Source organism: Streptomyces sp. NPDC017056, from assembly GCF_044332485.1.
GTDB lineage: Bacteria > Actinomycetota > Actinomycetes > Streptomycetales > Streptomycetaceae > Streptomyces.
Window position 1 is genome coordinate 355,497 of record NZ_JBIRPD010000001.1, and the last position, 11,774, is coordinate 367,270.

Consider the following 11,774-nt stretch of genomic DNA (forward strand, 5'->3'; position numbering starts at 1 on the left):
GAGCGGCGGCCCCCGGTGTGCACCGGGGGCCGCCGCTCGTGCGGTACCCCGCACGCACGGCCGGGCGGCCGCGCCCGTGCGGTGGTCAGAGGAGCTTCGAGAGGGCGTTCGAGAGGTTCTTCGGGAGGGCCGTCGAGGTGTCGAACGGCACGGTGTAGCACGCCACCACCCGGCCGGCGGTCCCCGCCACTCCTGGCCGGGTCGCGGTCCGCCGCTCGTGGATCACCAGGGACCGCGCCTCACCGGCCCTGAACCGCCAGTCGTGCCGGGACTCGGCGGCCCCCTCGCCCTTGCCGTTGGTCGTGAAGTCCAGCCACACCTCGTTCTTCGGGTTGGCGAAGGCCGGGTCGGTGGAGGGCGTGCGCGGGTCCTTGCGGTGCTGGTAGTGCGGCCCCGAGTCGTCCGGGCGCGCACCGCACGCGTTCTTGTGGACGTGCGCCCCGTACGTGCGGTTCGCCACCAGGCCGACGACCTTCAGGCCGACCCGGGTCCGCTTGTGATCGGCGCGCTGGCTGACCGTGATGCGGGAGTTCTCGGGCACCAGCTTCGGGTCGTACGTCAGCGCCTGGGCCAGCCCGGTCCCGTTCGGGCGGGTGAACTGTCCCGCCACCGTCACCGCGTACTCCGAATCGACGGAGTTCTTCGTGACCTTGCCGTCGCCGTCCGCCGCGGCGGCCGCCGACATCGGGCCGGGCGCGAGCAGGAGCGCGGTCGCCGCGGCGAGGGCCGCCCCGGTGACACCTGCCGCCTTGGCCGTCCGCTTCGCCGACGGCGTCGTCCATGTCTCCATCTATGTCTCCATTTCGTGTGCCACTCCGCTCCAGGGCGCCCTGCCGTGCTCCACAAGGCGCGCGTATCGGCTTATAACATGCCCAATGCCGCGCTCTTTTGCGCCACGGCCGAAGCAGACGGGTGACCGTGACATCCGGGCCCGTTCCGGGACGGATGTGAACCCAACAACACCGTGTGCCCCGGAACGTCACCGTGTGCCCGCCAGGCGTACGCTGTATGGCGGTACAGCCGCCCCAGCCGCCGATGCGACGTCGCGGCAGGGGTTCGGACCGGGAGAAGGACGTTGTTGGAAAGCCTGGGGCCGCTGAGCGGCACCCCTTGGGTCTACGCGGTCGTCGGTCTCTCCGTCCTCCTCGACGTCTTCGTGCCGATCCTGCCCAGCGGTGTCCTGGTGATCACCGCGGCCACCACGGCCGCCGGCACCCGCACCGCGGCCGGCGCGGTGGGCGTCTCCACCTCCGTACGCGGCGGCGCCGACCTCGCCGAGATGCTGGCCCTGGTCCTGTGCGCGGCGACCGCCTCGGTGCTGGGCGACATGGTCGCCTACCGGCTGGCCTGGCGCGGCGGCGACCGGTTCGACCGCGCCATCGCCCGCTCCCGCCGCCTGGCCGCCGCGCAGGAACGACTCGGCGCGGCGCTCACCCGGGGCGGCGGCGGCATCGTCGTACTGGCCCGGTTCGCGCCCGCCGGGCGCTCGGTGGTCAGCCTGGGCGCGGGGGTCGCACACCGTACGGTCCGGGAGTTCCTGCCGTGGTCGGCGCTGGCCGGGCTGGCCTGGGCCGTGTACGGCGTGACGCTGGGCTGGGTGGGCGGCCAGTGGCTCGGCGCGTCGTGGATCGGCACCGCCGTCTCGGTGTTCGCGCTGTTCGCGGCGGGGTCGGCGGCGGTGTTCCTGATGCGCCGCCCGGAGCGCAGGGCCGCGTTCCCCGCCACGACCGCCGACTGAGAGCCGGGGGCTCAGCCCCGGCCGGGCGCCCGTACGCCGGGGCCCGGTACCGGCCACTTACCGGCCGACCGGATTCCGCCCTGCGGGTGAACGGTATGCAAGGCGGCGCACGGGCCCGGGCGGAGAAGCGGCGGGCGGGTTGTCAGACCCCGGTGCGAGGATGAGGGCATGGACAACTGGCTGTGCCGCCCCGAGACCCCCGAGGACATCCCGGCCGTCCGCCGGATCAACCTCGCCGCCTTCGACACCTCGGGCGAAGCCGACCTGGTCGACGCGCTGCGGCAGGACCCGTCGGCCTGGCTGCCCGGCCTGTCGTACGTGGCCGTGCCCGCCGGGTCCGGGGCGGCGGCCGCGCCCGTCGCGCACGCCCTGCTCACCCGCTGTCACATAGCCGCCGAACCGGCCGTCGCGCTCGCGCCCTGCGCCGTGCTGCCCGAGCACCACAAGCAGGGTGCGGGCAGCGCCGTCATCCGGGCGCTGCTGGACGCGGCCCGGGAGGCGGGCGAGCGGACGGTCGTGGTGGTGGGGCATCCGCCGTACTACCCCAGGTTCGGCTTCGAGCGCGCCTCCCGGTTCGCCATCGTGCCGCCCCAGGAGTGGCCGGACGAGGCGTTCATGGCGCTGTCCCTCGACGGCTGCACGCCCCCGCCCGGCCTGGTGCGCTATGCGGAGGCGTTCGGCATCGCGTAGCGCGGCCACTGCCCGCCCCGCTCCGGCTGCTCCTGTCCGGCCCGCTCCGGCTGCTCCTGTCCGCCCTGCTCCTGCTACTCCTGTCCGCCCTGCTCCGCGGTTCCGGCCTGCTCCGACGGCCGCTCCCGCTCCTCCGGTACGACCGCGACCGGGCACACCGCGTGCAGCAGTACGGCGTGCGCGACCGAGCCGAGCCGACGGCCGACCGGCAGGCGGCGGCGGTGCCGGGCGACCACGACCAGGTCGCTGGCCTTGGACGCCTCCACGAGCTGCCCGGCCGCGTCCGCGTTCCGCAGCTCGACCGTCACCGCCACCTCGGGGTGCCGCTCGCGGTGCGGCGCGAGCGTCTCCGTCAGCTGCTTGGCCAGCGCGTTCTCGTACTCCTGCTGGGTGCCTTCATAGGCGGCCACATATTCGAAGGCGGGCGGCGCCAGCATCGGCCAGGCATAGCCGGAGACGACCTGGAGGCGGGCGCCGCGCCGGCTCGCCTCGGCGAAGGCGAAGCCGATCGCGCCGGGCTCGTCCGAGGACGCGTCGACGCCGAGCGTGACCTGCCGCTCGGCGGGGCGCACCACCTCGCCGTCCGGGCCCAGCTCGCCGCCGCGGTCCGGGCGGGGCACGACCACGACGGGCCCGGCCGAGTGCGCGGCGCAGGCCATGCCGTTGGAGCCGAGCAGCAGGCTGGCGAAGCCGCCGCGGCCGCGCGAGCCGAGCACGAGCAGCTGCGCCTCGGCGCCGAGGGCGGGCAGCAGCGTGTCGGTGAGCCCGCTGAGGCTGCGGTATTCGATGCCCGGCAGACCGGCCGAGTCGGCCTGCCCGTTCAGCGTCTTGCGCAGTTCGTCCAGCACCGGGTCGCCGATGCCGGACTCGGCCGCCGCCCGGCCCTCCGTCGTGACGTACGGCCAGACGTGCACGACCTGGAGCGGTGCGGAGCGCAGCCGGGCCGCCTCGATCGCCCAGCGCAGCGCCCGTTCGCTGTCGGGGGATCCGTCCACCGCGACAATGACCGGCAGGGTGTCCATGTGCGCCTCCATACGACCAATAGCGTGTGCTATGCCCAACTATTTCCATCCTCCTACCCCGCGCCGCCCCGGCGACAGGGGACGAAGGTCCCGGCCGGGCACGGAGTAGAGTCGAACGTCACTTCTCAGCCCCTTACCTGGGACGCAATGAACACACTTCAGGCCCCGCAACTCGTCGCGTGGACCGAGGCCGGCGAGGAACGCGCCGCCCGCTGGCGCTCCGAGAGCGGCACGCCGCCGCCCCGCCGGGTGGCCGTCGCGGACGACCGCACGAAGGCCGACGACGCGTACAAGCTCGCCTGCGAGGGCACCGCGCTGCTGTGGCGCGGCGACTTCCACAACGCCCGCCAGCTGCTGACGGCGCTGGCCCGGCGCATCGACCGCCGCCCGCGCAAGCGGCCACCGGCCGACCCCGCCCAGGCGTTCCACCTGCACCGGGCCGCGCAGAGCCAGCGCGCCCGCATCCTCGGCATGCTGCTGGTGCCCCTGGACCCCGGCTACGAACTGCCGCTGCACCGCGCGCCGGACGTACGGGAAGCGTGTGTCCAGGCGTACGGCCCGGACGACGCCGGGGACGGGCGGCCGCTCCCCCTGTTGGTCTCGCTGCGCGAACTGCTCGGCGTGATCGGCGCGTACGAATGGCGCAGAAACGGCGTCGCGATCCCGGCGCTCGGCGGCGACCGCGTCCACCCGTACTACGGCGTCTTCTCGCCGGTCCGCGGCGAGTACGTGGACCTGGTGGCCCGGGCCCCGCTGCCCGCCGCCCCCGGACCCGCCTTCGACATCGGCACCGGCACCGGCGTGCTGGCCACGGTGCTGGCGCGGCGCGGCGTGCCGCGCGTCGTCGCCACCGACCAGGACCCGCGGGCCCTGGCCTGCGCGCGGGAGAACACCGAACGGCTCGGCGTGGCGGACCGCGTGGAGGTCGTCGCGGCAGACCTGTTCCCCGCCGGGCGCGCGCCGCTGATCGTCTGCAACCCGCCCTGGGTCCCGGCCAAGCCCACCTCCCCCGTCGAGTACGCGGTCTACGACCCGGGCAGCCGGATGCTCCGCGGCTTCCTGAACGGCCTGGCCGGCCACCTCACACCGGGCGGCGAGGGCTGGCTGATCCTCTCCGACCTCGCCGAACACCTCGGGCTGCGCACCCGGGACGAGCTGACCGGCGCGTTCGCGGCGGCGGGCCTGACGGTCCTGGACCGCCTCGACATCCAGCCGCGGCACCCCCGCGCCCGCGACGCCGGCGACCCCCTGCACGCGGCCCGCGCGGCCGAGGTCACCTCGCTGTGGCGACTGGGCGCGGCGGACCCGGGCGCGTAGCGCACGAAGGAGGAACAGGAACCGCCCCCATGGACGTGCAGCAGCTCACCGAACGCGCCCGGCGCCTCGCCGCCACCGCCACCCCGGCCCGGCGCCGGCTCCTCGGCATCACGGGGCCGCCCGGCGCCGGCAAGTCCACCCTGGCCGCCCACCTGGTGTCCGCGCTCGCCGGTTCGGCCGCGCTCGTCCCCATGGACGGCTTCCACCTCGCCGAGGCGGAGCTGCGCCGCCTGGGGCGAGTGGACCGCAAGGGCGCCCCTGACACCTTCGACGCGGGCGGCTACGCGGCCCTGCTCGCGCGCCTGCGCGCCCCCGTGCCGGACACCGTCGTCTACGCCCCCGCCTTCGACCGCCGCATCGAGGAGCCGGTGGCCGGCAGCATTCCCGTACCGCCCGAGGTGCCGCTCGTCGTGACCGAGGGGAACTACCTGCTGCTCGACGGCTCTTCGTGGGGTCAGGCCAGGGACTGCCTCGACGAGGTCTGGTACGTGGACCTGGACCCCGCGGAACGGGTACGGCGCCTGGTCGACCGGCACGAGCGCTTCGGCAAGCCGCGGGCGCACGCCGAACGGTTCGTGCGCGCCTCGGACGAGGCCAACGCCCGGCTGGTGGCGGCGGCCAGGAACCGCGCCGACCTGGTCGTCAGCTTCGCGCCGGACGCGGCGCCGGTGCCGTACGACGGGGGCTGAACGCCCGGGGCCCGGCGCGTCACCGCACCTTCTCGTAGACCTCCACCCGGCGCCCCGCGGTGTCCGTAAGGGCCGTGCGCTCGAAGTGCCGGGCGAGGACGCGGAGCTTCCCGGCCTCGCGGGCGGGCGCGGAGGCGGCGCGGTGGGTGTCCGTGACGACGACGATGCGGGACTTGGCCAGCATCGCCGTGCGTATGTGCTCGGCGCTGCCCTCGACGCCCTTGATGGTGCCGGACGACGCCGGGCCCTCGACCAGCGCGAGATCGTCCAGGCCGGTGAAGGCCGACGGCGTCACCTGTGCCGTGTCGCGCCGCGCGGCCGGTATGAACAGCACGCCGTCGCCCGTGCGCGCGACCGCCGCCACCTGCTCCGCCGCGCGCAGCACGTCGTCCACCCGGCTCTCCGGCTTGCGCAGACCGGTCTCGACGGGCAGCAGCGCCACGAAGGCCAGCGCCGTGACGCCCGCGAGCGGCACCCAGGTGCGGACCGGGACGGCCTGGACGGCCGCCGCGATGCCGACGCCGAGGAGCAGGGCGAAGCCGATGTTCGTATAGAGGACGTAGCGGTCGAGGTAGAGGGGCTCCACCAGGGCGGAGGCCAGCAGCAGGCCGCACTGCGGCACGGCGAGCAGCGGCAGCCCGACGGACGCCGGGGTCAGGGGCGCACGTCCGCGGCCCGGGTACGGGACCCGGGCGCACACCAGCGCCACGAGCAGCAGGGCGGCGACGCCCAGCAGCGTGGAGACGGCGACGGGCTTGATCCAGGACACCTGCCCCGACTGGGCGCGGCTGGCCAGGATGAGCGGCAGCGCGCCCGCCACCACCACGGCTGCCGACACCGACCACGGCAGCAGCAGCGGCCGGCGGCCACGGCGGCGGGCGACGAGGACCGTGACGGCATGGGCGGGCAGGACGAAGAGCGAGAACCAGTTCAGCAGGGCCGTGGTCAGCAGGACGGCGGCGTAGGCGGCCCACGGCCCGGCACGCCGCACGAGACGCCCCGCCCGCGCGGCTGACGGCGTACGTCCGGTCGCGCTCACCAGGATCCACGTGGCGGTCGCCACGCCTGCCGTGACCAGCGCGTACGCCCGCCCTTCCTGCGCGTAGTGCTGGATGTTGGGGATCAGCGCGAGCACCAAGCCGGCGGCGAGTCCGGCCCACGGCCCGGCGAGGCGGCGGCCGGCCGCGGCGGTGGCGGCAGCGGCGACGGCGACGGCCAGTACGGAGGGCATGCGCAGCACGGCCGTGCCCGTACCGAAGACCTCGAACACGCCGTGCATCAGCATGTAGTAGAGGCCGTGCACGACGTCCACCTCGTCGAGCATGTGCCAGATCTCCGCCACCGAGCGCTGCCCGACCTGCCAGGTCACGGCCTCGTCCCGCCACACGCTGCCGTCCCGCCGGATGCCCCACAGGCCGAGCGCGAGCGCCAGCAGCGCGGGGAGGACCGGGACAGCGAGCCGCGCGAGCACGGGGGCGGGGGCGGCGGGTGCCGGGCCGGCGGGCGCGATGCCGCGGTTGCGCTGGACGGGGAGGGCGCGGACCGGCAGGGGGTGGACGGTTTCAGCGGGCATGCCACGACCCTACATGGCGTGTATACATGACACGTATACATGGTAGGTATACTCCGCATGTATACGCTTCGGGCGGCCGACCGGGCCACCGTCCGCACCACCGATCACCCGACCGACCTGGCCACCACACGCCCCGCTCCCCGCCGCGGCCGCCGCATACCGGCCCGCGTCCGCGGCATGCCGCCGCTCCTCGCCGCCTGGCTCCTCACCCGGCTGTGGCTGGTCCCGGCGGCACTGAAGATCAGCCCGTTCGTGGGCGGCGGCGGCCTCGACCCGTCCGTGAGCAAGGTCTACACCGGCTGGTACGCGGTCCTGAGCGGCGGCAGTTTCCCGCTGCACGACGTGAGCTGGCAGTACCCGCCCGGCGCCGCCCTGCCGATCCTGGCCCCCGGCCTGCTCCCCGGCCTCGGCTACGGGCACGCCTTCATCGCGCTGGCCGCCCTGTGCGACGCCGCGATCTTCGCGCTGCTCCTGCAGGCAGTGCGGCGCGGCGGCCGCTCCCTCGCCGCGCCCTGGCTGTGGACGGTGGGCCTGGCCGTTCTCGGCACCATGCCGTGGAACCGGTTCGACCTGCACGTCACCGGGCTGGCGATGCTCGCCCTGGTCGCCGCCTCAGCCCGGCGTGCCTGGTCGGACCGGGCCTTCGGCGCCTTGACGGCGGTCGCGGCCGTCGTCAAGGTCTGGCCGGCCCTGCTGCTCGCCGGCACGGCCGGGGGCCGCCGCACCCGTACGGCGTGGGTGGCCGCCGCCGTCACCGGCGCCGCCGTGACCGCCGGTTTCGCGCTCGCCATGCCGCACGCGTTCTCCTTCCTCGCCGCCCAGGAGTCGCGCGGCATCCAGATCGAATCGGTCGGCTCGCTGCCGTTCCACGTGGCCCGGCACCTCGGCTGGAGCGGCACGTGGGCGGCGAAGGACGGCTCGCACGAGTTCGTCGGACCGTGGGTGGGCGGGGTCAGCGCCGCCATGCAGGTCTCGACCGTGGTGGCCTTCGGCTGGCTGCTGTGGTGGCGGCACCGCGCGGACCGCACCGCCGCCCGGACCCTGCCGGACGCCGCCCTGGCAGCCACGCTGCTGTTCGTGGTCACCAGCCGGGTGATCAGCCCGCAGTACCTGGTCTGGCTGCTCGGCCTGGCCGCGGTCTGCCTGCTGCGCCGCGACACCACGCAGCGCCCGGCCGCCCTGCTGATCCTGGCGGCCTGCCTGTTCACCACGCTCGATTTCCCGCTCCTGTACCGGGGGCTGCGGGACGACGCGGCCTGGCTGTCCATCGCCAACCTGTACGTACGGAACGCCTTGCTGCTCGCGGCGGCCTGGCTGTCCGCGCGCCGCCTGTGGCGCGCGACGGTGCCCACGCGCCGCACCGCGTGAGGCATATGGCGCGGAACGGGAACTTCGCCGCGTCCCCACCCGTACATCCCGCAGATACCGCGCATGCCATCATGACACCATGAGTGTCAATGAGGGCGGCGCGGAGCCGGTCGAGCACGTCGCGTACGAGGTGATCCGACGCCTGCGGCCGCTGCACCGCACGGTCGTACGGGCCCTGGAACGGGAGCTGGCCGGCACCGGACTGACGGCCGGTCAGCACGCGCTCCTGGACGCCCTGCACCGCCACGGCCCGCGCACCGTACCGGAACTGGCCCGCGCCCTGGACCTGGACCGCCAACCGGTCCAGCGCCGGGTGAACCACGCGGCCGGACTGGGCCTGGTCGAGACCGCCCCCAACCCCGCGCACCGGCGCTCCCCCCTCGTCCGGCTCACGCCCGAGGGCTCCGAGGTCATCCGCTCCGTCCAGCGCTTCGAGGCGGCCGGGCTGCGGCGCGGGCTGGCCGGGCTGCCGGCCGCCGACGTGGCCACCGCCCTGCGCGTACTCGACCGTCTCGGCGAGGAGTTCCGGGCACTGGCCCGCGACACCCCGCCCGACCCGCACTCACCCCGGGCGACCCCCGCGCCCCTCCCGGCACCCGCACCCCACACAGGACGGCACGGAGCATGACGACCCAAGGAATCAACGCCTGGCCCGAGACGGAGATCGAGAACGGCACGGTCCCGATCGAGAACGGCGAGCTGTTCTACGAGTCGGCCGGTGTCGGCGCCGAAGGCGACCCCTCGGTGGTCCTGCTGCACGGCGGCATGCTCGACCAGCGCATGTGGGACGAGCAGTTCGCCTGGCTCATCCACTCCGGCCTGCGCACCGTCCGCTACGACGCGCGCGGCCACGGCCTGTCCTCCACCGTCGACGGCGACTACGCCCACCACGAGGACCTGCGCGTCCTCCTCGACCACCTCGGCATAGCGAGCGCCGTCCTCGTCGGCCTCTCGCACGGCGCCCGGGTCGCCCTGGACACCGCCCTCGCGTACCCGGACCGCGTCTTCGCGCTGGCCCTGGCCTCGCCCGCGGTGAGCGGCCGTGCCTTCACCGACCCGTTCCTCCTGGAGCACATCAAGGAACAGGTGGCGGCCATCAGCGCGGAGGACGAGGAGGAGGACGCCGCGGAGCGCTACATCGAGCACTTCCTGCGCATGTGGGTGGACGGCCCGCACCGCGACCCCGCCGCCGTCGACCCGGACCTGCGCGAGCGGATGCGCGCCTCGGCCGACGCCAACGTCGTCGTGCACGCGGGCGGGATGGGCGCCGGCCTGCCCATCGAGGTCGGCGCGTACGAGCGGCTGGCGGAGATCCGCGTGCCGACGCTGGTCCTCGACGGCGACCTGGACAGCTCCGACATCTCCGCCAACGCCCACGCCATCGCCCTCGCCGTCCCCGGCGCCCAGCGGGTCCGCATCCCCGGCGCCGCCCACATGGTGAACCTGGAGAACACCGCCCACTTCGACCAGGCCCTGCACGGGTTCCTGTCCGGCCTGCCGTACTGAGCCCTGCCCGTCCGGCGCGCGGGGCGAAGTGCAACGATGAACGCGTCATGATTGCGGGGCGTGTTCTCAGGGGCTTGCGGGCCGGGGTGTTCGCGGCGGTGTGTGTGCTGCTCGCCGCCCTCGGCCACGCCCTGATGTCCGACGCCCCCGTGCCCTGGTGGCTGGTGCCGGGCGCCGTGGCGGTGACGGCCGGCGGCACGTGGTGCCTCGCCGGCCGCGAGCGGGGCCCGCTGTTCGTGACGGCGCTGACGCTGGCGGCGCAGGCCGCTCTGCACGCCGCCTTCTCCTTCGGGCAGTCGGTGGCGTCCGCCATGGCGGACGGCAGCGGGCAGACGTCACTGGCCCAGCGCTGGGCGGCCTCGTTGATGTGCGGCGTGGGCGGGCGCGCGATCCCGCAGCGCGACGCCGAACGGATGCTGCACGAGGCGGGGATCGACGGGCACGGCGGCCCCATCCATGAGATGCAGGGCATGCACGGGATGCATGCAGGGTCTTCGATGTCGTCGGCGCACGACATGGCGGGCATGGGCGACATGGCGGGCATGCACGGCAGCATGACCGGCATGGTCGCGGCGCACCTGCTGGTCGCGCTCCTGAGTGCGTGGTGGCTGTGCGGCGGCGAGCGGGCGGCGTTCCGCGTCGTACGGACCGTTTCCGTACGGCTCTTCGTGCCGCTCGCGCTGGTCCTGCGCGCGGTCCTGCCCGAGCCGCCCCGGCCCGCCCGCCCGGTCCGCCGCGAACCCCGGCGGCCGCTGCGCCGGCTGCTCCTCGTCCACGTCATCTGGCTCCGCGGGCCGCCCCGGGAGACCGCTGTCCGCTGACAGCACGGTCACACCCAGGACTTCACGTCCTGGTCCCGGTAGTTTTCCCGAAGGCCAGAGGACTTTTGATGATGACTCCTGTCCGGAAGGCGGCTCCGCCGGCGATGCCGCCGTCCGCCGCCGAACCCTCGCGCACCCGCGCCCTTTCAGACCTGCCGGCCGTCGCCCGGGGCGCCGTCCCTCCGCAGCCGGCCGAGCAGCCCGTCCAGTGCCGGGTCGTCCGGCGCCGAGAGGTCCGTGGCCTCGGCCGCCTCCCGCGCGGCCGAGGTGAGGCGCCGCAGCCGGGCGGCCTGTTCCGACCAACGGCGGCAGTCCGCGCAGGCGGCGAGGTGGGCGTCGAGCCGGCCGTCCGTAACGCCCGGCGGCAGCTGTTCGCCGTCCAGGCGGGCGGAGAGGGCGGTTCGTACGCGCGAGCACTGCATGGCCCCATCCTCCCCGAATTCCGCGGGCCACGGTCCGCGCCCGCTTGCGGGGAGGTGCGGAGTGCGGGATGACGCCTCGGTGACGGCCTGGGCCCTCGCGGCCCGCAGCGGGGACGAGGCGGCCGTGGAGCGGTTCGTCCGCGCCACGCAGTTGGACGTACGCCGCTACGTCACCCACCTCAGTGGCGACGCGCAGGCCGCGGACGACCTGGTGCAGGACACCTACCTGCGGGCGCTGCGCAGCCTCCCCGGGTTCGAGGGGCGGTCGTCGGCGCGTACCTGGCTGCTGACGATCGCGCGCCGGGCGGTCGCCGACCGGCTGCGGTCGCTGGCCAGCCGGCCCCGGCTCGCCGGGGCCGACGACTGGCAGGCGGCGGCGGAGCGGGCACAGCCGCGCGGCGTGCCGGGGTTCGACGAGGGCGTCGCGCTCGCCGAACTGCTGTCGGCGCTGCCCGCGAACCGCCGGGAGGCGTTCGTGCTGACCCAGCTGCTGGGCCTGCCGTACGCGGAGGCGGCGGCGATCGCCGGGTGCCCTGTGGGGACGGTGCGTTCCCGGGTGGCGCGGGCGCGCGAGACGCTGGTGACGTTGCTGGCGGAGGACGAGCCGGTGCGCGCCGCCGCCTGAACC

The 11,774-nt window shown here is 75.0% G+C and carries 13 protein-coding genes; 9 read left to right on the forward strand and 4 right to left on the reverse strand.

Annotated elements, in window-relative coordinates:
- Positions 1–85: 85 nt before the first annotated feature.
- Positions 86–790: a superoxide dismutase family protein gene (locus ACH4OW_RS01635; protein ID WP_360137939.1), complete on the reverse strand. Its 705-nt coding sequence runs from the start codon at positions 788–790 to the stop codon at positions 86–88.
- 285 nt (positions 791–1,075) lie between these two features.
- Here ACH4OW_RS01635 and ACH4OW_RS01640 point away from each other — a divergent pair, with 285 nt between their 5' ends.
- Entirely contained in the window at positions 1,076–1,738 is a 663-nt protein-coding gene (locus tag ACH4OW_RS01640) for a VTT domain-containing protein (protein ID WP_360137942.1), read from the forward strand.
- Positions 1,739–1,906: 168 nt separating this feature from the next.
- The gene (locus tag ACH4OW_RS01645) at positions 1,907–2,428 is read left to right on the forward strand and encodes a GNAT family N-acetyltransferase (protein ID WP_398024102.1); all 522 of its coding nucleotides are present in this window, start codon (positions 1,907–1,909) and stop codon (positions 2,426–2,428) included.
- Positions 2,429–2,502: 74 nt separating this feature from the next.
- Here ACH4OW_RS01645 and ACH4OW_RS01650 read toward each other — a convergent pair whose 3' ends face one another.
- Positions 2,503–3,450: a universal stress protein gene (locus ACH4OW_RS01650; protein ID WP_398024103.1), complete on the reverse strand. Its 948-nt coding sequence runs from the start codon at positions 3,448–3,450 to the stop codon at positions 2,503–2,505.
- 147 nt (positions 3,451–3,597) lie between these two features.
- Here ACH4OW_RS01650 and ACH4OW_RS01655 point away from each other — a divergent pair, with 147 nt between their 5' ends.
- Both ACH4OW_RS01655 and ACH4OW_RS01660 read left to right on the forward strand, forming a co-directional pair.
- Positions 3,598–4,767: a methyltransferase gene (locus ACH4OW_RS01655; protein ID WP_398024106.1), complete on the forward strand. Its 1,170-nt coding sequence runs from the start codon at positions 3,598–3,600 to the stop codon at positions 4,765–4,767.
- Between the two features lie 29 nt (positions 4,768–4,796).
- On the forward strand, positions 4,797–5,456 hold the full coding sequence (locus ACH4OW_RS01660) for a nucleoside/nucleotide kinase family protein (protein WP_398024108.1): 660 nt from the start codon (positions 4,797–4,799) through the stop codon (positions 5,454–5,456).
- Between the two features lie 19 nt (positions 5,457–5,475).
- Here the strand turns inward: ACH4OW_RS01660 and ACH4OW_RS01665 are convergent, their stop codons facing one another.
- Positions 5,476–7,029, reverse strand: a complete 1,554-nt coding sequence (locus ACH4OW_RS01665) for a hypothetical protein (protein WP_398024110.1) — start codon at positions 7,027–7,029, stop codon at positions 5,476–5,478.
- A 57-nt stretch (positions 7,030–7,086) separates the two neighbouring features.
- Between ACH4OW_RS01665 and ACH4OW_RS01670 the strand changes: the two genes are divergently transcribed.
- The 4 genes from ACH4OW_RS01670 to ACH4OW_RS01685 all read left to right on the forward strand — a co-directional run bounded on the left by ACH4OW_RS01670 (position 7,087) and on the right by ACH4OW_RS01685 (position 10,724).
- Positions 7,087–8,397 (forward strand): glycosyltransferase family 87 protein, encoded by a 1,311-nt coding sequence (locus ACH4OW_RS01670; protein WP_398024111.1) that lies wholly within the window; start codon positions 7,087–7,089, stop codon positions 8,395–8,397.
- 79 nt (positions 8,398–8,476) lie between these two features.
- Entirely contained in the window at positions 8,477–9,025 is a 549-nt protein-coding gene (locus ACH4OW_RS01675) for a MarR family winged helix-turn-helix transcriptional regulator (protein WP_398024113.1), read from the forward strand.
- Positions 9,022–9,903 (forward strand): alpha/beta fold hydrolase, encoded by an 882-nt coding sequence (locus tag ACH4OW_RS01680; protein WP_398024115.1) that lies wholly within the window; start codon positions 9,022–9,024, stop codon positions 9,901–9,903. Before ACH4OW_RS01675 ends, ACH4OW_RS01680 begins: the two co-directional genes overlap by 4 nt.
- Positions 9,904–9,950: 47 nt before the next feature.
- A complete protein-coding gene (locus ACH4OW_RS01685; protein WP_398024117.1) occupies positions 9,951–10,724 on the forward strand; it encodes a PE-PGRS family protein in 774 nt (257 codons plus the stop codon).
- Between the two features lie 146 nt (positions 10,725–10,870).
- On the opposite strand, the gene ACH4OW_RS01690 is transcribed toward ACH4OW_RS01685, so the two are convergent.
- Entirely contained in the window at positions 10,871–11,146 is a 276-nt protein-coding gene (locus tag ACH4OW_RS01690) for a zf-HC2 domain-containing protein (protein ID WP_398024119.1), read from the reverse strand.
- A gap of 61 nt (positions 11,147–11,207) precedes the next feature.
- On the opposite strand from ACH4OW_RS01690, the gene ACH4OW_RS01695 reads away from it, so the two are divergent.
- Entirely contained in the window at positions 11,208–11,771 is a 564-nt protein-coding gene (locus ACH4OW_RS01695) for a sigma-70 family RNA polymerase sigma factor (RefSeq protein ID WP_360137975.1), read from the forward strand.
- The last annotated feature ends 3 nt before the right edge of the window (positions 11,772–11,774 follow it).

Coding starts and splice junctions, on each gene's coding strand:
- ACH4OW_RS01635 (WP_360137939.1), bottom strand. CDS start 790: ATGGAGACATGGACGACGCCGTCGGCGAAGCGGACGGCCAAGGCGGCA.
- ACH4OW_RS01645 (WP_398024102.1), top strand. CDS start 1,907: ATGGACAACTGGCTGTGCCGCCCCGAGACCCCCGAGGACATCCCGGCC.
- ACH4OW_RS01650 (WP_398024103.1), bottom strand. CDS start 3,450: ATGGACACCCTGCCGGTCATTGTCGCGGTGGACGGATCCCCCGACAGC.
- ACH4OW_RS01655 (WP_398024106.1), top strand. CDS start 3,598: ATGAACACACTTCAGGCCCCGCAACTCGTCGCGTGGACCGAGGCCGGC.
- ACH4OW_RS01660 (WP_398024108.1), top strand. CDS start 4,797: ATGGACGTGCAGCAGCTCACCGAACGCGCCCGGCGCCTCGCCGCCACC.
- ACH4OW_RS01665 (WP_398024110.1), bottom strand. CDS start 7,029: ATGCCCGCTGAAACCGTCCACCCCCTGCCGGTCCGCGCCCTCCCCGTC.
- ACH4OW_RS01670 (WP_398024111.1), top strand. CDS start 7,087: ATGTATACGCTTCGGGCGGCCGACCGGGCCACCGTCCGCACCACCGAT.
- ACH4OW_RS01675 (WP_398024113.1), top strand. CDS start 8,477: ATGAGTGTCAATGAGGGCGGCGCGGAGCCGGTCGAGCACGTCGCGTAC.
- ACH4OW_RS01680 (WP_398024115.1), top strand. CDS start 9,022: ATGACGACCCAAGGAATCAACGCCTGGCCCGAGACGGAGATCGAGAAC.
- ACH4OW_RS01685 (WP_398024117.1), top strand. CDS start 9,951: ATGATTGCGGGGCGTGTTCTCAGGGGCTTGCGGGCCGGGGTGTTCGCG.
- ACH4OW_RS01690 (WP_398024119.1), bottom strand. CDS start 11,146: ATGCAGTGCTCGCGCGTACGAACCGCCCTCTCCGCCCGCCTGGACGGC.